Genomic DNA, 18,502 nt, shown 5'->3' with positions numbered 1-18,502 from the left:
TTACCTCCTGGGAGGACAGACTGCTTCTGTCCCCTCAGTTGCCGCCACCGGCAGGTGGGTTGCCGCCCTTCGCCACGTATCCGCAAGCGCTCTCTACGCGTACAGGCGGGCCAGCGCCGCCACCGTGCGCGCGATGCGCTCCCGCAGTTCGGCGGGCTCCAGGACCTCGATGGCCGCGCCCAGTCCGAGGAATGCGTCGTGGGCCTGGTCGATGGACTCGACGAGGACGGTGGCGTGTGTCCAACCATCCGTATCCGTACGGCCGTTGACCTCGACGGTCCGGGCCACCGGGCCGGTGAGAACGGTTCCCGGTGCGATCCGGATCACGGCCTCGGCGCGGTGCAGCCGGTCGTGGAACTCCTGTTGGTACGCCGTCCAGTACGCGGCCAGGTCGAACGTCTCCGGGCGGATGAACTCCTCCGCCGTCGCGGTGAGTTCGAGCATCTGGTCGACGCGGAACGTGCGCGGACCGGGGCCCGCGACGACGTACCAGCGGCCCGCCTTCAGGACCAGGCCGTACGGCTCCAGGCGGCGCCGCACATCCGTGGGCTCGCGCCAGCGGCGGTACAGGACGTGCAGCACCCGCGCGTTCCACACGGCATCGGCGATGGCGGGGAGGTACGGGGTGTCGTCGGCGTCCGCGTACCAGCCGGGGGCGTCCAGGTGGAAGCGGCCGCTGATCCGGTCGGCGTGCGCGCGCAGCTCGCGCGGCAGGGCGGCGCGCACCTTCAGCTGGGCGGCGGCCAGGACCGGGCCGAGGCCCAGCTCGGCGGCGGGGCCGGGGACGCCGGCGAGGAAGAGGGCCTCGGCCTCTCCCTCCGTGAGGCCGGTGAGACGGGTGCGGTAGCCGTCGAGGAGGCGGTAGCCGCCGGCGTGCCCCGCGTCGCCGTACAGCGGGACGCCCGCCGCGCTCAGTGCCTCGACGTCCCGGTAGACCGTGCGCACCGAGACGTCGAGTTCCTCGGCGAGGTCGGCGGCGGTCATCCGGCCGCGGGTCTGGAGCAGCAGGAGGATCGAGACGAGTCGGCTGGACTTCACTGACACAGGATGTCAGTGAAGTCGGCCTAGCGTGCGCGTCATGGCTTCCACGACCTTGCCGAACTCCTCGGACTTCAGGGAGAAACTGCTGACCGTGCCGCCGCCCATCGAGGTGGCGGGGCGACGGATCAAGCGCTACCACGTCACCGCGGACCCGGCCGGTATCGCACCCGACGTCGAGGCGGCGGCGTACGCGATGCTGCCGAAACTACTGCCGGAGCCCGACGGCACACCGCCCGCGACCTTCGTCGTACTGCACCGGGGCGGCGACGACGGCGCCTACCTCAACGCGTACAGCTGGGTATGGGACAACGTCCTGCACTTCCGCGGCGCGTCGGCGGGCCAGCCGGTCCTGGGCTGCCCGGACCGGGACCCCACGCACTTCATCGCACCCGACCTCCCCTGGATCGGCTGCGTCTGGGAGCTGCCGCCGATCCTGCACGAACGCGACGCCTGGGTGCGGCACATGCTCGCGCCCGGCGCCCCCGACCTCGACGCCTACCTCGCCGACTCCCTCCCCGAGGGCACGACTGGAGACCGCTCATGAGCAGCCCGCACGACTTCGACTTCTTCCACGGCGAGTGGGACGTCCGCCACCGGCGTCTGACCGACTTCCTCGACCCCGGCAGCGGCTGGGAGGAGTTCGGGGCCACGAGCCGCTGCTGGAGCCTGTTCGAGGGGGCCGCGAACATCGACGAGATGACGGTGCCCGGTCAGGGCTGGCAGGGGCTCACCCTGCGGCTCTTCGACCCGGCGGCGCGGGTGTGGTCGCTGAACTGGTCGTCGAGCCGCAGCGGGAAGCTGTTTCCGCCGGTGGTGGGGCGGTTCGGGTCCGACGGGCGCGGTGAGTTCCACGGCGACGACACGCACGACGGGAAGGACGTGCGGGTGCGGTTCGTGTGGTCGGGGATCTCCCCGACCACGGCCCGCTGGGAGCAGGCCTTCTCCATGGACGGGGAGAGGACGTGGGTGACCAACTGGGTCATGGAGTTCGCGCGGCGGGGATCTTCCTGAACGCGCGGAGGGCGAACTGCGGGTCGGGGCGCGGGACTTCCTGATCGGGCAGCGCTTCGAGCAGCGTGACGAAACGCTCGGCCAGCGGTTCGTCCGGGGTGATCCGGGTGAACCAGCCGCGGCGCAGGTCCGCCACCGTGCTGCGCGGGCTGCGACCCTGGCCGTGGCCCCGGAAACGGGCCCGACCGGCCGGGGTGAGGCCGTGCTCGACGGCGTACGCCTCGACGTCCTCGGTGCGGTCCTGGGCGGGGCGGCGCGGGCGGGCGGCGAGCACGGCGTCGATGTCGCTGCCCACGTCGTGTGCGGCGGCCTTGTCGACGGTGGTGACGTACACCCCGCCCGGGCGCAGGACCCGCGCGCACTCGGCGACGATGGCACGGACGTCCTCGGCGCCGTCGACCAGATGGAGCAGCCAGACGGTAGTGACGGCGTCGAACGAGGCATCCGGGAAGGGCAGTCGGCGGCTGTCGGCGCGGACCACCGAGCCCGGGAGCCGTGCCGCCGCCATCCGGGCCATGCCCTGCGCGGCGTCCGCGCCCGTCACCCGGAGCGCCGGGCGGGCGGCGGCGAGGAGGCGCGTGACGATTCCGGTGCCGCAGGCGACGTCGAGCAGGGCCTGCACGCCGTCGGGGACGAGGCCGAGTACGGCGTCCGCGGCAGCGGCCGCTCTGGGCTCACCGCCCCTGCTGGCGTCGTATACGTCGGCTTCCTTGTCGTAGTCCAGCATGTGGATCAGTGTGCGCCATGTCCCGGAGCGAGTGCCTCCACCCTGCGGGCGAGGTTGAGGTCGAGCTCGGTGACGGCGCCGCCGATGCTGTGGGTGTTCACGGTGAGGGAGATCGTGTGGTAGCCGAGGGTGAGGTCGGAGTGGTGGTCGAGCTCCTCCTGGACCTGGGCGATGTGGACGACCATCGCGGTCGCGGCGAAGTGGGAGGCAAGGCGGTAGGAGCGGGCGAGGTGGTCGCCGTCCAGCGACCAGCCGGGCAGCTCCGCGAGCTGATCCTCGATCTCCTTCTGCGACAGGGGTTCGACGGGCATGGCCTCGCTCCGTTCTTCTTGTGGTGGGGTGCGGTGGGGACTGTTCCTCAGCCTGCCACAGTCCCCCGACCAGGGCTCTCCGGCGCCCCGGCTCTCTTCGGAGGCTCCGCCCGAAAGTCCCGGCCGTCCGGCGTTCGAGGGCAAGGCCCACGCTCCACCCACGGCGTTCCTCGGTTACGGTCGGCGTATGTCCCTCGTCGCGTCCGGTCCGACCAGACCCTCAACCCACCCCGCCGGCAAGGGCGTCGGCCCGCTGCTGCGCGGCTGGCGGGAGCAGCGCCGGGTCAGCCAGCTGGAACTGGCGCTGCGGGCCGGTTCCTCGGCCCGCCACATCAGCTTCATCGAGACCGGCCGCTCCCGCCCGAGCGAGGAGATGGTGCTGCGGCTGGCGGAGCACCTCGACGTCCCCGTACGGGAACGCAACGCGCTGCTACTGGCCGCCGGCTACGCGCCCCACTACCCGGAGACCCCCCTCGACGACCCGTCGATGGACGCCCTGCGCCAGGGCATGGAGCGGCTGATCCAGGGCTATGAGCCCTACCCGGCGCTGGTGGTCGACGCCACGTACACCGTGCTCGCCGCCAACCGTGGCATCGCCATGCTCCTGGAGGGCGTCTGCGAGTCGCTGCTCACGCCGCCGCTGAACGCGATGCGGCTGACCCTCCACCCGGAGGGCCTGGCGCCGCGGATCCGCAACCACCGCGAGTGGCGCGACCACCTGCTCGCGCAGATGGAACGGCAGATCGCCCTGGACCGCTCCGCGCCACTGCGTGCGCTCTACGAGGAGGTGGCGGCCTACCCGGCACCGGAGCGGGAACAGGGACACGAAGGGGAAGGGGGACTGGACGGCGGCGTCGAGCCCGTTCCCCATGTCGCGCTCCCCCTGCAGATCGAGCACGGCGGGCGCGTGCTGTCCTTCATCTCCTCCATCTCCACTTTCAACACCCCGATGGACGTGACCGTCGCCGAGCTGGCCATCGAGACGTTTCTGCCCGCGGATCCGGCGACGGTCAAATACCTTCAGTCACTGGTCTCTTGACGGAGCGTCGCCGATCCGTTTGAGTGGTGGCTTCGGCGCTTGGGGAGGGCGTGGCGTGAGTGAGCGGCGGGCTGCGCCCACCGTGGGGCAAGTGGTGCTCGGGCGGCGGCTGCAGGAATTGCGGGAGGCCACCGGGCTGAAGCGCGAAGAGGCCGCGCGTGTCCTGCGTGTCGCCCCGGCGACGGTGCGGCGGATGGAGATGGCCGAGGTCGCCCTCAAGATCCCTTACCTCCAGGTGCTGCTGACGACGTACGGCGTGGCCGACGACGAGGTGGCCGCCTTCGTCACGCTCGCCGAGGAGGCGAACCAGCCGGGCTGGTGGCAGCGGTTCCACGATGTGCTGCCGGACTGGTTCAGCATGCACGTCAGCCTGGAGGGCGCCGCCCGTCTGATCCGCTCGTACGAGCCGCATTTCGTGCCCGGGCTGCTGCAGACCGAGGAGTACGCGCGCGCCGTGCTGGAGGCGGGGACGGTGGGCCAGACGGGGCCCGAGGCCATCGAGCGGCATGTGACGCTGCGCATGACGCGGCAGCAGCTGCTGCTGGGGCGCGAGCACCGGCCCCACCTCTGGGTGATCATGGACGAGACCGCGCTGCGGCGTCCGGTGAGCATCCGTGGCGAGGTCATGCGGGACCAGATCGACCGGCTGCTGCGGGAGATGGAGAGCGACGACATCTCCGTCCAGGTCGCCGAGTACGCGAGCGGCCCGCATCCGGGGACGTACACCTCCTTCGCGCTGTTCCGCTTCGCGGAGCCGGAACTGCCCGACATGGTCTACAGCGAGTACCTGACCGGCGCCCTCTACCTCGACTCGCGCGCCGAGGTGGGCATGCACCTGGAAGTGCTGGACCACATGTCCGCCCACGCCGCCTCCGTGCCCCGTACCAAGGAGATCCTGCGGGAGATCCGGGACTCCTACTGAGAAGTTCTCGGAGCGGGGTTCTTGGTGAGGGTTGCCCGTGAGGGGCTCCCCGCGAGCCCCTCACCTCTAGGTTCCTTATGCCGCGCCGCCCCTCGTCTCCCTCTCGTCGTCCACGATCTCGGCGTCCACCACACCCTCCTCCTCCGCCGCCGTGGTGTGCTCGGCGGCCGGCTCCTCCGGGGGCGTCTGCTGGGCCTGGGCGTACATGGCCTGGCCCATCTTCTGGCTCACCGAGGCCAGCTTCTCGACGCCGCCGCGCAGGGCGGTGGTGTCGGTGGCGGAGTCCTCCAGGAGGCGCTTGAGGTCGGCGACGGCGGACTCGACCTCGGGTTTCGTCTCGGAGGGGATGCGTTCGTCGTTGTCGCGGAGGAACTTCTCGGTCTGGTAGACGAGTTGTTCGGCCTGGTTGCGGGTCTCGGCGGCCTCGCGGCGCGCGCGGTCCTCCTCGGCGTACTGCTCGGCCTCGCGCATCATGCGGTCGATGTCGTTCTTGGGGAGCGCGGAGCCACCCGTGACGGTCATCTTCTGTTCGCGCCCGGTGGCGAGGTCCTTCGCGGAGACGTGCATGATCCCGTTGGCGTCGATGTCGAAGGCGACCTCGATCTGCGGGACTCCGCGCGGCGCGGGCGGCAGCCCGGTGAGGTCGAAGACGCCGAGCTTCTTGTTGTACGCGGCGATCTCGCGTTCGCCCTGGTAGACCTGGATACCGACCGAGGGCTGGTTGTCCGCGGCCGTGGTGAAGATCTCCGAACGACGGGTCGGGATCGTGGTGTTGCGCTCGATGAGCCTGGTCATGATGCCGCCCTTGGTCTCGATGCCGAGGGACAGCGGGGTGACGTCGAGGAGCAGGACGTCCTTCACGTCCCCCCTGATGACACCCGCCTGGAGGGCCGCGCCGAGCGCCACGACCTCGTCCGGGTTGACGCCCTTGTGCGGGTCCTTGCCGGTGAGTTCCCTGACCAGGTCCGTGACGGCGGGCATCCGGGTCGAGCCGCCGACCAGGATGACGTGGTCGACCGCGGCGAGCTTGACGCCCGCGTCCTTGACCGCCTGGTGGAAGGGGGTCTTGCAGCGGTCGAGCAGATCGGCGGTCAGCTCCTGGAACTGGGCGCGGGTCAGCTTCTCCTCGAGATGCAGGGGGCCGTCGGCGGTGGCGGTGATGTAGGGCAGGTTGACGGTGGTCTCGGAGGAGCTGGACAGTTCGATCTTGGCCTTCTCGGCGCCCTCGCGCAGCCGTTGCAGCGCCATCTTGTCGTGGCCGAGATCGATGCCGTACGAGGCCTTGAAGCGCTGTGCGAGGTGTTCGACGATCCGCTGGTCCCAGTCGTCGCCGCCGAGCCGGGTGTCGCCGTTGGTGGCCTTGACCTCGATGACGCCGTCGCCGATCTCCAGGAGCGAGACGTCGAAGGTGCCGCCGCCCAGGTCGAAGACGAGGACGGTCTGCTCCTCGCCCCGGTCGAGGCCGTAGGCGAGGGCGGCGGCCGTCGGCTCGTTGATGATCCGCAGCACCTTCAGGCCCGCGATCTCGCCCGCCTCCTTGGTGGCCTGGCGCTGGGCGTCGTCGAAGTACGCGGGCACGGTGATCACGGCGTCCGTGACGTCCTCGCCGAGGTAGGCCTCCGCGTCCCGCTTCAGCTTCTGCAGGACGCGCGCCGACAGTTCCTGGGCGCGGTAGCGGGTGCCGTCGACGGAGCCCTTCTCCGGGAAGCGCCAGCTCGCGTCGCCCATGTGGCGCTTGACCGAGCGCGCGGTGCGCTCCACGTTCGTCACGGCCTGACGCTTGGCGACCTCGCCGACGAGCACCTCACCGTTCTTGGCGAAGGCCACCACGGAGGGGGTGGTGCGCGCGCCCTCCGCATTGGTCACGACGGTGGGGTCGCCGCCTTCCAGGAGGGCCACCACCGAGTTCGTCGTACCGAGGTCGATCCCGACCGCACGTGCCATGTCCGTCCCCTTCCGCCAGGGCGCTGCCCACCTTCAAGCACAAAACTTGAGTGCGTTCTTGTCAATGGGGCGGACATGACAGCGCCGCGGGCCCTGCGTGGGGACCGCGGCGCCGTACTGCTCCCGGGCGTCAGCCCAGCTTGGCCGACAGGGTGATCGTCGTGCCGGTCAGCGCCGCGCTGACCGGGCAGTTCTTCTTCGCGTCCTCGGCCGCCGCGACGAAGCCGTCGTTGTCGAGGCCCGGCACCGTGCCCTCCACCGTCAGGTGGATGCCGGTGATGCCCTCGCCGGGCTGGAAGGTGACGTCGGCGTTGGTGACGAGCTTGGTGGGCGGGGTGCCCGCGCCCGCGAGGGCGTGCGACAGCGCCATGGAGAAGCAGCTGGAGTGGGCGGCGGCGATCAGCTCCTCGGGGCTGGTCTTGCCGTTGGCGTCCTGCGCCCGCGACGCCCACGTCACCGGCTGCTGGCCGATGCCGGAGGAGTCGAAGGTGACGACGCCGCTGCCCTCGAGCAGGTTGCCTTCCCACACGGTGTGCGCGGTGCGCGTGGTTGCCACGATGATTCCCTTCGATGGGGTCCCGTTTTCGGGGTCCGTGCGCACCATCCGATCACACCTGCGCGCGACTCACCCAGAATGACGGCTCACCAAGTCCGCCAAGACGGCTCGCCGCGGCCGCGAAGGTGGTTCACCGCACCCGGAAGACCGGTCCCCGCGCCGTGAACGGCAGCCGCGCGCCCTGCGGAATCAGATACGCGTGCTCGCGCCGCACCCGCAGCACGTCGCACCCGCCGTCCGTGATGACCAGCAGCGGCGCGCCCGGCGGGAAGTCGTCCGCGCGGTGCAGCAGATCGATGCCGGGCTGCAGCACCGTACCGCCGCGCCCGTGCACCCGTACGCGACCGGCGATCTCGGTGACCGGGAGATAGCCCGCGTCGTGCGGCGCCGCGTCGCAGAACACCACCCGCGCTGCCGGTACGTCCCGGGCCTCGGCGTACGAGGCGATGGCGCCCAGCGCCTTGCCGAGCAGCGTGCGGTCCATGGAGCCGGAGGTGTCGAGCACGACGCCGAAGGTGCACCGCGCGATCTCCTCGGGCGGGAAGTACCGTCCCGCGCGCGGGATGTCGGGGGTGGACGCCTGACGGCGCGAGGGGCGCGCGTACGTCCGTACCGGCTCGGGGCGGGGCACGAACTCGTCGAACCAGCGGGCCAGGCGGGCGTCCCAGGGCAGCGGCGGATGGTCGAGCGCGCGGATCTCCTCGACCAGACCGCCCGGCAGATAGCCCCGCTCCAGCTGCTGGTGCAGGTCGAAGCCGTGGCTCAGCCCGCGGCGGTAGAGCTCGTCCAGGTCCACGTAGTCGCGCGGGGAGCCGAGCGGGGCACCGAGGATGTCACCCGCACCCTTGCCGCGCAGCGTGGACAGCCGGCGCATCCGGCGCAAATCCTTCGCGATCCGGTCGTACACCTCCTCCGCCGAGAGGTCCTTCAACTCCGCGTCGTACAGGAGCCCTTCGGGCATCGTGCCGACCTGCATCTCGCACAGCCAGCCGTTGATGACGTAGTCGGCCGCGATGTTGAAGAGGTACGGGTCGCGGGGGCCGCAGCGGTCGCCGTGCCGCAGGGCGGCGTGCAGCATCTCGTGGGCGAGGACGAACCGCCATTCCTCGTCCTCCAGTTGACGCAGCGGGTTGATGTAGATCTCCCCCGCCTCCGCGTTCACCGCGGCGACGGAGATGTCATGGGCGCGGGCCAGTTCGGCGTCGGCGACCAGGGTGATACCGGCCGCGATGCCGCCGAGCAGCGGGTAGGAGGAGATGAACCAGCTCAGCGCCCGCTCCCAGGGCTGGAGCCGGGTGGGCCCGCCGCGCATCGAGCCTCGGCGGCCGCCGGCCACATCCATCGCCGTGGCCACGGTACGGGTCAGGGCGTGCGCGAACTCGAGCTGCCAGTCCGGGGCCCGGCCGCCCTTCCAGGTGTCCCACGGCACCAGCAGCTGGTCCGGCTCGCCGCCGGCCGTACCGCAGCGCTCGTACGGGGCCGGAGTGCCCTCGCGCCGCCAGCGGGCGGCGAGTTGCTCCTCGTCGCCGTCGGGGTAGCTGGGCGGCAGGTCCTCGGGGGTGAGGCCGATGGGGAAGCCGAGCAGGAAGCGGTTGACGACCGCGCAGCGGGCGGCGAGGGCGTGGCGGTCGGGCTGTTCGCGCGATTTCGGCGCCGCCGGGACATGGCCGAAGCCCAGGTGGATGACGGCGTGCGCGACCGCCCAGGCCCACTCGACGGGCTCGGCGCGGCGGGTGGGGTGGACGTGCAGCACACCGTTGGAGTCGACGCGGACGAGACCGTCGCGAGGCGAGTCGGGGCAGTCCTCCTGGCGGCAGGTGCTGAAACCGATGGCGGCGAGCGCCCGGTTGGCCCGCACCAGCCGCATGCCCTCCGCGAAGGCCTCCGCCGCCAGGTCCTTCTTCGGCTGTCCCTTACCGCGGCTGGTCGGGGTGCGGCTCACTGCCGCGCCTCGACCAGCCGGGGCATGTCACGGGCCGCCTCGACCAGGAACCAGGCGGGCAGGAGGGGATTGCCGTCGGTGTCCGGGGCGATGACGCTCTGCGCGACCTCCACGGAGATCTCGGCGAGCTGCACGAGCAGCGACTTGGCGCGGTACGCGGTCTGCTGTCCGTTCGCCGAGAGGTGCTCCTTGCTGGCGGGCAGCTCCTTGACGAGCCGGCCGCGGAAGGACTCGGCGAGGTAGTAGAGCAGGTCGCGGTCCTCGGGGCGGTGGGGCCAGCGGGCGTCGCCCTTGACGATCGCCTCGATGCCGAACCGGCTGCGCACGATCTTCACGTAGCCGCAGAAGGCGACCGCGTGCGCGGGCGTCAGGGTGCCGTGCGCGATCACCTTCAGGGTCGGCTCGTCGAGGGCCGGCCCGAAGGAGTGCAGCGCGTCGGAGAGCATGTGCCAGGAGCGGGGCGTGGAGAACGGCTCCTCGGTCTTCGGCGGCTTGGACCACAGGTGGTCGGGCCGGTCGGTGAGGTGGTCCACGACCCAGGGGTGAATGCCGTTGCCGGCGGCCCAGGCGAGCCAGTCCTTGGAGGAGGCCTCCAGGTGCACGTGCGTGAGGCGGTTGATCAGCGCGGAGGCGATCGGGCGGGCCAGCGCGTTGTCGGTGGCGCGGTTGCCCGCGCCGATCACGATCGAGCCCTTGGGCAGCTCGTAGGTGCCGATGCGGCGGTCCAGGATCAGCGAGTAGAAGGCCTTCTGCACATCCGGCGTCGCCGCGTTCAGCTCGTCCAGGAAGAGGCAGTACGGCTCGTCCCTGGCGATCGCCTCCGGCGGGCAGAACACCGAGCGTCCGTCGCGGATCTGCGGGACGCCGATCAGGTCCTCGGGTGCGAGCTGGGTGCCGAGCAGGCTGACGCACTCCAGTCCCAGCGACTCGGCGAACTCCCTCACCAGGGAGGACTTTCCGATGCCGGGGGCGCCCCACAGGAAGACCGGCCGCACGGTCGCGAGACCGAGCAGCAGTTCCGGTATCCGGGCGGGGGTGACGGTCACGACTGCCTGCACGCAGCATCCTCGGGGGTCGGGAAGTGCCCCGCGGGTGCGCGGTGCTCCATGCGAACAGTGTGTGCGCGGGACTCGCCGACCGCAGCCCATTTTCCGCCGCCACCGACCGCGGCCCGTTGTCCGCCGCCCCCGGCCCCGCCCCTGGCCGTGGCTCAGGCGGCGCGCTCGTCCGCGGGGGCCGCCAGCGGCACTTGGGGGCCGTCGCACTCGCGCAGCCAGCGCCGCAGCACGCGGTGCACCTGCTCGGCGCCCACGAGATCCGCGTCGTCCTCGACCGGCACGGACAAGGCCACGGGTGACAGCAGGAAGGGGCGCGCCTGGGCCCCGCCGAGTCCGCCGTGCGAGCCGATCTGCTCCTCGAAGGCGAGGACCTCGCCCTCCCGCGGGTCGTACGAGGAGTTGACCATGATGTCGGCGACGTGCGGGAAGGCGTGCGTACGTCGTACGGCGTCGGCGGCGCCGGGGCCGAAGTCGGCGAGCGGGCCCTGGCGCGCGTCGTTGAGCTTGTCGACCGGTACCTCCGCGCCGTTCGCGCCCAGCACGAGTCCGCCGTACTCCTCGCTGCGGACCAGCACGAAGCCGACGCCGGGGTGGTTGGCGAGGGTGGACAGCAGCGCGGGGTGGCGGCGGTCGATCTCCTCCCGGCTCATCCGGTGCGGCACGTCGGGGAAGGAGACCAGGCCGAGGTTGCCCGAGGCCAGCACGATGGGCTCGGAGCGGCGTGAGGGACGGTGACGCTCGCCGCGCTCCTCGACGGGTCTGCGCAGCGCGGCCCGTACCGCCGCCCGCGCCTCGGTGCCGCTGTGGGTGCGCTGCGCCTTGCGCGGCACGGGCAGCCCGCATCCGGCCCGGACCAGGTTGCCGAGGCTGAGGCCGTAGCGGGTCAGGAAGGTCTCGCCGGGGCTCTGGCCGTGGTCCGACAGCAATACGATCCGGTAGGGCCGCGGGGCGTGTTCGGCGACCTTGGCCACCAGGGCGAGGGACCGGTCGAGGCGCTCCAGGACCTTCTCGGCGTCCCGGCCGCGCGGCCCGGAGTGGTGGGCCACCTCGTCGTACGCCACCAGGTCCGCGTAGACCGCGTTGCGCCCGGCGAGCATGTCACCGATCACCGCGGCGACGACGACGTCCCGCTCGACGACGGTCGCGAAGGCCCGCACGAAGGGGTACAGCCCGCCGCGCTTGACCCGGGGCCGCCGCTTCTTCATCCGGGCCCACGTGGACTGGCCCATCTCGCGCAGCACCTCGGCGACGAAGGACATGGCCGTACGGACGGCGTTGGCGGGGTCGCTGAAGTAGGCGAAGTAACCGGAGCGGGAACGGTTCTCCCGGCCCCTTCGCGCGGCGATGGACAGCACCAGGGCCAGCTGGTCGGCGCCACCGCTGAAGAGGTTGCCGCGGCTGGCGCCGTCGACGGTGAGCAGGCCTCCGTCGCCGGTGTACTCGATGGCCCGGCGCTGGAGTTCGGCGGCGCTGGAGGGCCGGTTGCACACCATGACCTCGTGCGTGTCCTTCTCGTACCAGCGGAAGGCCGGCACGTCGTGGTTGCTGCCGTGCAGGATGCCGAGCTGGCTGGCGCCGGTCTGGCTGGACCAGTCGGTGCGCCACGGGGTGAGCCGGTGGCTGGGGCAGCCACCCTCCCCGGGACCCTGGAGCCACTGCGCGACGGTGGGCATCAGCCCCTTGCCGACCGCTTCCTGCAGCACGTCGTGGCCGACACCGTCGAGCTGGAGGAAGACGGCGCCGGGGGTCGAGGACCAGGCCTGCCCGTCACCGCGCCTGCGGCGCCGGTCGGCGAGCCGGTAGAGCCTGCGCCGGTAGGCGTCGTCGTCACGGACGGCGAGGGCACCCCCGGTGGCCGAGGCGACCGCGGACATCACGGCGGCGACGACCACGGCGGTCTCGGGCGCGGCCTCGCCCTGCCCGGAGGGGTTGATGCGCAGGGCTATCAGCAGCAAGGACCCGTTCAGGAAGAAGACGAGCAGACCGAGCACGAGGGCGGGCACCAGGAGCAGCGCCCGTACGAGCAGGGGCCACACGAGCGAGGAGAGCAGACCGAAGACGGCCGCGCCGGCCCCGGCGGTGACGGCGATCCGCGTGGCGCTGTCGCCGTTGCCGGCCTCCAGCTGGAAGTCGGGCAGCACACCGGCGAGGACGAGCATGGTGACGGTGGACACGGCCCACACCGCGATGCTCCGCCACACTCCGCTGAGAAGCCGTCGCCAACGCCTTCCGCCCACGCCCTGTCCACCTCACGTCCCGGCCCGCCCGGTGTGCGAGGCCTGCTCCCACCCTGTCACAACGGTCGAGGGGCCCCCGGTGTCCCCGTCAGCGGCCGTCGTACCCCGCGGTCGGCATCGACAGGCGGCGGTGGACCCGGGCCTTCATCTGGGCGTCGTACGACGGTTCCGCGCACCCGACCATCTCGATCCGTACGCCGCGGCGGGCGCATTCGGCGGTGAACTCGTCCACTGAGGCGAGGGCGCGCTCCAGGACGCGGTGGCTCGGCGCGACGAACAGGTCGACGAGGCCCGCCTCGACGTCCGCCCACAGGGTGCGGTGGTCGGGGCGCAGACCGCGGACGAGGAGCTCGCGGGTGACGACATATCCGCGCTCGGCGGCCCAGCGGGCGCACATCGCGTACTGGCTGCGGGAGTCCACGAGGAAGGGGTCCGCGTCGAGCTCCTCCAGGGGCGTCAGGCTCGCGATGGCCGTGACGCGAACCACAGCCGACACAGCCGGCACAGTCGGCACTGCGGAGGCGCTGCGCGCGTGTCCCATGGCGTCCCCCCTCACCTCCGGGTTTCGCCGCCGACCCTACTCCTGCACGTAGGCTCGGGGGGAGTCGCACGGAGGAGGCAAAGAAGTGCCGGTGGAGATCACCTGGTGGGGGCACGCCACTTGCACGCTGGAGGACTCCGGCACACGCGTCCTCACCGATCCGCTCTTCGCGCGCCGGCTCGCGCACCTGCGGCGCAGGCGCGGGGCGCCGCCCCCTCCCGAGGCGGCGGTCGCGGACGTGGCGCTGGTCTCGCATCTGCACGCCGACCATCTCCATCTGCCCTCGTTGCAGCGGCTCGCGCCGGGCACGCCGGTACTGGTGCCGAGGGGCGCACCACGTGTGGTGCCGGCGCTGCGCAGGCTGGACCATCTGCGGTTCGTCGAGGTGGCGCCCGGGGACCTGACCGAGGTCGGCGACCTGGTCGTACGTACGGTGTCGGCGCGGCACGACGGGCGGCGACTGCCGGTCGGACCGCACCGCTCCCCCGCGCTGGGCTTCGTGGTGGAGGGCGAGGCGCGGACGTATTTCGCCGGGGACACCGGGCTGTTCGAGTCGATGGCCGAGGAGGTCGGACCGGTCGACGTGGCACTGCTGCCGGTCGGCGGGTGGGGCCCGTTCCTCGGGGAGGGACACCTGGACGCGGGGCGGGCCGCCGAGGCGCTGGCCCGGCTGATGCCGAGGAGCGCGGTGCCGGTGCACTACGGCACATACTGGCCCATCGGCATGGACAGCGTGCGCCCCCAGGAATTCCATGCGCCGGGTGATGAGTTCGTGCGCCTGGCTGGGGAACGTGCGCCCCAGGTGGCGGTGCACCGGCTCGAACACGGCGAGAGCGTGCGCCCGGAGGTCGCGCGGTGACGCCTCTGACCGCCATGGGCGCGGCCCCCGCGATATTCCTGTCCGCGAAGAGCACCACCCCCGCCCTGTTCCTGGCCGCCGCGGGCGCGGCCGTGTCACCGGAGAGCACGCAGCAGGCGATCGGCTATCCGTCGCTGTTCGTGCTGGTGCTGATCGGCGCGCTGGTCCCGGTGGTGCCGACGGGCGCGCTGGTCAGTTCGGCAGCCGTGGTGGCCTTTCACGAGACCGCGCCGTTCGCCCTGCTGCTGGTCTTCGCGGTGGGCTCGCTCGCGGCGTTCCTCGGTGACGTGGCGCTCTACTGGCTCGGCCGGCGCGGCATGGGATCCAAGAACGGCTCGCGCTGGCTGGAGGCGATCCGGGTGCGCGCCCCGGAGGACCGCCTCACCCAGGCCCAGGAGAAGCTGGACGACCACGGTGTCGCCGTCCTCGTCCTGTCCCGCCTCGTCCCGGCGGGCCGCATACCGGTGATGCTCGCCTGCCTGCTGGCGAAGATGCCCCTGCGCACCTTCGCCCGCGGCGACATCCCCGCCTGCCTCGCCTGGGCGGCCACCTACCAGGTCATCGGCATTCTCGGCGGCTCCCTCTTCGACGAGCCGTGGGAGGGCGTGGTGGCGGCGGTGGTCCTGACACTGGCGATCAGTGCGGCGCCGGGAGTGTGGCGGAGGGTACGCGGGACCGCGCCTCGGTAGGCACCCCCACCACCGCCGTCACCCCAGGACCCGAGAACCGCCCACCGCCAGATCCCACAGATTCCCCCGCTCCAGCCCCACCCGCTCCCAAGCCGCCTTCACCCGGGTCAACGGCTCCAGCACGGGCTCCGCGGACAGCACGAACGTCCCCCAGTGCATCGGCGCCATCCGTCGAGCCCCCACGTCGACGGCCGCCCGAACAGCCTCTTCCGGGTCGCAGTGGACGTCACTCAACCACCACCGGGGGTCGTACGCCCCGATGGGAAGCAGGGCCAGGTCTATCCCCGGGTACCGCTGTCCGATGGCCGCGAACCAGTGCCCGTACCCCGTGTCCCCCGCGAAGTACACCCGCTGTCCTTCGGGCGCCGTCAGCACCCAGCCGCCCCACAGCGTGCGGCAGGTGTCGGTGAGACCGCGCTTGGACCAGTGGTGGGCGGGGACGAAGTCGAAGCGCACGCCCTCGAGTTCGACCGCCTCCCACCAGTCCAGCTCGGTGACCCGGGTGAACCGGCGGCGCCGGAACCAGCGCCCGAGTCCGGCCGGCACGAACACCGGTGTGTCGCGCGGGAGCCGGCGCAGCGTCGGCGCGTCCAGATGGTCGTAGTGGTTGTGGCTGATGACGACCGCGTCGACGCGCGGCAGCGCGCTCCAGGCCATGCCGACCGGGGTGATCCGGGCCGGGGTGCCGAGGATCTTGCGGGACCAGACCGGGTCGGTGAGGACGGTGAGCCCGCCTATACGGATCACCCAACTCGCGTGCCCCGCCCAGGAGACGGCGACGGTACGGGTGCCCACCCGCGGCAGCGGACCCGGTTCGAAGGGCAGCTGTGGAATGTCGGCGAGCCCCTCGGGCCTCGGCCGCAGCGCCCCCTCACGGGCGAACCGCGCGAAGGCCCGCAGTCCCGGCAGCGGCGCGGTCAGCCGGTCGACGAACGACCGCGGCCACGCACGGCGCTCACCGAGCGGACGGGGTTCGGCGAGAGGTGGGGGCTCGACGAGCGGACGGAGGGGAACGGCCAATGAGGAACGCCCCGCCGTGGGGGCCATGGAGGACGCCGGCTCCTCGGCGTCCTGCGTGTCCGTGGACACGGACGTGCTCGTGGGTATGGACGTGCTCGGGGACGTACTCGTGCTCGTGGCCGACTGGGACTGCTGCGTCATCGAGGAGGCTCCCATCGCTGAGCGTCGTCACGGAGATCGTCGAACGCCGACCCCAAGAGGGTCAACGCGCGTTGCACCTGTGGCAGTTCCAACGGTGAGGGTGAACTGAGGCATTCCGCCCGCTCCTCGTCGGTGGCGCCGAGCAGCGGTCCGGTCTCCAACCGCACGCGCAGCGCCTCGAGGTCGTCCCCGAAGCGGTGGCCGCCCGGCGCGGGCATGCCGAGCCGGGCGGTGAGGAAGTCCTCCAGTTCCTGTGCGTCCCCGACCCCGAGGGCGGTCAGCGCGGAGCTCAACGGGCCGAGATCCACGTACAGATGCCGGCCGGCCTGCGGCGGCCGTGCGAGGGCACCCGACCCGATCACCGCGCGGTGCGCGGCGAAAGCCACGCGCGCGTGCAGGCGTACGGCGGCGGTCAGCCGCTCGGTGACCGCGTCCGGCTCGCCGAGCGCGTACGCGGCCGCCGCCGCGACCGGTTCGGCGACCCGGGCACTGAGCACGGTGAGCACGTCGAGGACGCGGGCGCGCAGCCGAAGGCCCTCGTCGGTGTCCGGGAAGCGGGCGACGGCGGCCGGCCAGCCCTGCGGCAGGAAGGCGCCCGCGAGGTCCGTCAGCACGGTGACCTCGCCGGGGAGCATCTCGGCGGGGCTGAGCAACACGGTGTCGTGCGGCCGGTGCAGGGTGTCGCGCCAGGTCTCGTCGCTGACCACGTGCAGTCCCTCGCCCACCGCGGCCTCCACGGTCTCGTGCACCACCTCGGGCGGTGCGACGGTGGCGGTGGGGTCGTCGGCGACGGAGAGCACGAGCAGGCGCGGGTCGCCGCCCTCGGCGCGGACCCGGCGGACGGTCTCCAGGAGTGCGTACGGATCCGGCAGGCCACCGCACTCCGCGGGCGTCGCCGCGTGGAACACGGACCGGCCCAGGAGGCGGACCTGCGGTGCCCACCAGGCGGCGCACGGGCGCGGCACCAGGACGTCGCCGCCGAGTGCGCCGGTCAGCGCGAGGAGCAGCGCGGGGGCGCCGGGGGCGGCGACCACCCGGTCGCGGTCGGCGGCCAGGCCCCGCCGGGTCCAGTAGCCGCAGGCGGCGTCGAGGAGCGCGGGGCCGCCACCGGAGGGCTCGGCGTGGGCGTGGCCCGCCGCGTCGGCGAGCACGGCGCGCAGCTCGGCCAGTACCGGCAGGCCCTGATCGGGAAGGGGCGGGCCGTAGCGGACCGGACCGTGCCCTTCCGGAACCGTCCGCCGCATACGTGCCTCCGTGCAGTCCGTGGTGCCGTGCCCTGTCGTTACCCGGGCTCCCGCCCCGCCATGGGCGCCCGGCCGGGTTGCGCCCGTCACAGCGTCAGCGGTGGGAGGAGCCCTTTGGGCGCAGCCGGTGGACGGCCGCGCCCACCGCGCCCACGATCAGGACGCCGCCGGTGATCAGGGCCGGGACGGAATCGGTGAAGGTGCCGCCTTCGCCGCCCTGCACTCCGTACTGGGAACCGGTGGGGCGCTCTTCGGTGTCGTGCCCCGTGCCGGTGTCACGCCCGGTGCCGGTGTCGTGAGCCGCACCGGTCTCGCGCCCGGCGCCCGTGTCATGAGCCGCGCCGGTGTCGTGCGTCGCGCCGGTGTCGTGCGTCGCACCGGTGTCACGACCCGTATCCGTGTCACGACCCGTACCGGTGTCGTGCGTCGCACCGGAGTCACGACCGGCACCCGTGTCATGAGGCGCACCCGTGTCACGAGGCGCACCGGTCTCGCGCCCCGTAGCCGTGTCACGCCCGGCACTTGTGCCCATGCCCGTGCCGTTGCCGATGCCGTTGCCGTTGCCGTTGCCGGCGCCCGTACCGGTGCCGGCGGCGCGGGACACGGTGTACGAGGCGTTCCACGGCCGCTCCTGGCCATCCGGCGCGACGGGACACACGCCGTTGACGCCCCATTGGGCCTCACGGTCCCCGGCGACGGAATCGCTGTTGAACTGCTCGCCGGCCCCGGCTGCCGCTCCGAACCCACCGACCCCTCCGGATCCACCGACCAGTCCGGATCCAGTGGATCCAGCGTCGGAAGTCGCACCCGCCGGGACACGGGCCGTCCCGCGGTACGAGGTGGCGCCGCCCGTCTTCTCGTCGCCGCCGGTGACCCGGTGCAACGCGGCCTTGCCCCCCTCGAAGCCCTGGGAGTGGGCGTCGATGGACTCGGGCGGGGTGCCGCCGATCGCGTCGCACGTGACGGAGATGGAGAGGACACCACCGGGGCCCACGGAACGGGGATCGACCTCCGCGCCCGGATCCGCGGACGCGGCCGTGGCGGCCGCCCCCAGGGCGGCACAGGCCAGGGCGGTGGCGGACAGGACACGGACGGTACGGCACATGGGTCGGGCTCCTTCGGACAGACACTGTCTGAAGGGGGCACGGCCGTCGCGCCCCCACCCCATCACAGCCCGCCCCGGCGCGCGGCGCGCGCGGCCGGACACCATTCGCGCGACA

Annotated in this window: 18 protein-coding genes; 6 read left to right on the top strand and 12 right to left on the bottom strand. The window is 72.4% G+C overall.

Translation table 11 applies throughout. The features are described from left to right. Nucleotides 1-93: 93 nt before the first annotated feature. On the bottom strand, nucleotides 94-1,038 hold the full coding sequence (locus tag ACIRA5_RS15195; protein WP_403690967.1) for a helix-turn-helix transcriptional regulator: 945 nt from the start codon (nucleotides 1,036-1,038) through the stop codon (nucleotides 94-96). Between the two features lie 40 nt (nucleotides 1,039-1,078). On the opposite strand from ACIRA5_RS15195, the gene ACIRA5_RS15190 reads away from it, so the two are divergent. Both ACIRA5_RS15190 and ACIRA5_RS15185 read left to right on the top strand, forming a co-directional pair. Beyond that, nucleotides 1,079-1,585 carry a hypothetical protein gene (locus ACIRA5_RS15190; protein ID WP_403690966.1) on the top strand — a complete coding sequence of 169 codons (507 nt, stop codon included), beginning with the start codon at nucleotides 1,079-1,081 and terminating at the stop codon, nucleotides 1,583-1,585. Beyond that, nucleotides 1,582-2,052 carry a hypothetical protein gene (locus ACIRA5_RS15185; RefSeq protein ID WP_403690964.1) on the top strand — a complete coding sequence of 157 codons (471 nt, stop codon included), beginning with the start codon at nucleotides 1,582-1,584 and terminating at the stop codon, nucleotides 2,050-2,052. Before ACIRA5_RS15190 ends, ACIRA5_RS15185 begins: the two co-directional genes overlap by 4 nt. Here the strand turns inward: ACIRA5_RS15185 and ACIRA5_RS15180 are convergent. Then, complete coding sequence (locus tag ACIRA5_RS15180) at nucleotides 2,021-2,779, bottom strand: class I SAM-dependent methyltransferase (protein WP_403690962.1); 759 nt, start codon at nucleotides 2,777-2,779, stop codon at nucleotides 2,021-2,023. The two genes, ACIRA5_RS15185 and ACIRA5_RS15180, sit on opposite strands and share 32 nt — an antisense overlap. 5 nt (nucleotides 2,780-2,784) lie before the next feature. Further along, nucleotides 2,785-3,090, bottom strand: coding sequence for a 4a-hydroxytetrahydrobiopterin dehydratase (locus ACIRA5_RS15175; protein ID WP_403690960.1), 306 nt, complete (start codon nucleotides 3,088-3,090; stop codon nucleotides 2,785-2,787). A gap of 187 nt (nucleotides 3,091-3,277) precedes the next feature. Between ACIRA5_RS15175 and ACIRA5_RS15170 the strand changes: the two genes are divergently transcribed. Both ACIRA5_RS15170 and ACIRA5_RS15165 read left to right on the top strand, forming a co-directional pair. Continuing rightward, complete coding sequence (locus tag ACIRA5_RS15170; RefSeq protein ID WP_403690958.1) at nucleotides 3,278-4,129, top strand: helix-turn-helix domain-containing protein; 852 nt, start codon at nucleotides 3,278-3,280, stop codon at nucleotides 4,127-4,129. Nucleotides 4,130-4,184: 55 nt separating this feature from the next. Further along, nucleotides 4,185-5,051, top strand: a complete 867-nt coding sequence (locus ACIRA5_RS15165) for a helix-turn-helix domain-containing protein (RefSeq protein ID WP_403690956.1) — start codon at nucleotides 4,185-4,187, stop codon at nucleotides 5,049-5,051. A gap of 75 nt (nucleotides 5,052-5,126) precedes the next feature. Here ACIRA5_RS15165 and dnaK read toward each other — a convergent pair whose 3' ends face one another. The 6 genes from dnaK to ACIRA5_RS15135 all read right to left on the bottom strand — a co-directional run bounded on the left by dnaK (nucleotide 5,127) and on the right by ACIRA5_RS15135 (nucleotide 13,329). Beyond that, entirely contained in the window at nucleotides 5,127-6,995 is a 1,869-nt protein-coding gene (gene dnaK / locus ACIRA5_RS15160) for a molecular chaperone DnaK (protein ID WP_403690955.1), read from the bottom strand. 130 nt (nucleotides 6,996-7,125) lie between these two features. Next, nucleotides 7,126-7,551 (bottom strand): OsmC family protein, encoded by a 426-nt coding sequence (locus tag ACIRA5_RS15155; protein WP_403690954.1) that lies wholly within the window; start codon nucleotides 7,549-7,551, stop codon nucleotides 7,126-7,128. 130 nt (nucleotides 7,552-7,681) lie between these two features. Continuing rightward, nucleotides 7,682-9,418: a hypothetical protein gene (locus tag ACIRA5_RS15150; RefSeq protein ID WP_403691330.1), complete on the bottom strand. Its 1,737-nt coding sequence runs from the start codon at nucleotides 9,416-9,418 to the stop codon at nucleotides 7,682-7,684. A 71-nt stretch (nucleotides 9,419-9,489) separates the two neighbouring features. Beyond that, nucleotides 9,490-10,551: an ATP-binding protein gene (locus ACIRA5_RS15145; protein ID WP_403690953.1), complete on the bottom strand. Its 1,062-nt coding sequence runs from the start codon at nucleotides 10,549-10,551 to the stop codon at nucleotides 9,490-9,492. 152 nt (nucleotides 10,552-10,703) lie between these two features. Continuing rightward, on the bottom strand, nucleotides 10,704-12,788 hold the full coding sequence (locus ACIRA5_RS15140) for a phage holin family protein (RefSeq protein ID WP_403690952.1): 2,085 nt from the start codon (nucleotides 12,786-12,788) through the stop codon (nucleotides 10,704-10,706). Between the two features lie 88 nt (nucleotides 12,789-12,876). Beyond that, nucleotides 12,877-13,329 carry a hypothetical protein gene (locus ACIRA5_RS15135; RefSeq protein ID WP_403690951.1) on the bottom strand — a complete coding sequence of 151 codons (453 nt, stop codon included), beginning with the start codon at nucleotides 13,327-13,329 and terminating at the stop codon, nucleotides 12,877-12,879. Nucleotides 13,330-13,414: 85 nt separating this feature from the next. On the opposite strand from ACIRA5_RS15135, the gene ACIRA5_RS15130 reads away from it, so the two are divergent. Further along, entirely contained in the window at nucleotides 13,415-14,188 is a 774-nt protein-coding gene (locus ACIRA5_RS15130; RefSeq protein ID WP_403690950.1) for an MBL fold metallo-hydrolase, read from the top strand. 14 nt (nucleotides 14,189-14,202) lie between these two features. Then, complete coding sequence (locus tag ACIRA5_RS15125) at nucleotides 14,203-14,877, top strand: DedA family protein (RefSeq protein ID WP_403691329.1); 675 nt, start codon at nucleotides 14,203-14,205, stop codon at nucleotides 14,875-14,877. Between the two features lie 18 nt (nucleotides 14,878-14,895). On the opposite strand, the gene ACIRA5_RS15120 is transcribed toward ACIRA5_RS15125, so the two are convergent. The 3 genes from ACIRA5_RS15120 to ACIRA5_RS15110 form a co-directional block, all read right to left on the bottom strand. Beyond that, on the bottom strand, nucleotides 14,896-16,038 hold the full coding sequence (locus ACIRA5_RS15120; protein WP_403690949.1) for an MBL fold metallo-hydrolase: 1,143 nt from the start codon (nucleotides 16,036-16,038) through the stop codon (nucleotides 14,896-14,898). After that, nucleotides 16,035-17,282, bottom strand: coding sequence for an aminotransferase class I/II-fold pyridoxal phosphate-dependent enzyme (locus ACIRA5_RS15115; protein ID WP_403690948.1), 1,248 nt, complete (start codon nucleotides 17,280-17,282; stop codon nucleotides 16,035-16,037). Before ACIRA5_RS15115 ends, ACIRA5_RS15120 begins: the two co-directional genes overlap by 4 nt. A 94-nt stretch (nucleotides 17,283-17,376) precedes the next feature. Further along, on the bottom strand, nucleotides 17,377-18,387 hold the full coding sequence (locus ACIRA5_RS15110) for a hypothetical protein (protein WP_403690947.1): 1,011 nt from the start codon (nucleotides 18,385-18,387) through the stop codon (nucleotides 17,377-17,379). Nucleotides 18,388-18,502 lie beyond the last annotated feature (115 nt).

This window comes from Streptomyces sp. NPDC096311, assembly GCF_044763085.1.
GTDB lineage: Bacteria > Actinomycetota > Actinomycetes > Streptomycetales > Streptomycetaceae > Streptomyces.
The sequence above is the reverse complement of the archived record's forward strand: the minus strand, read 5'-3'. Positions and strand labels throughout refer to the sequence as shown.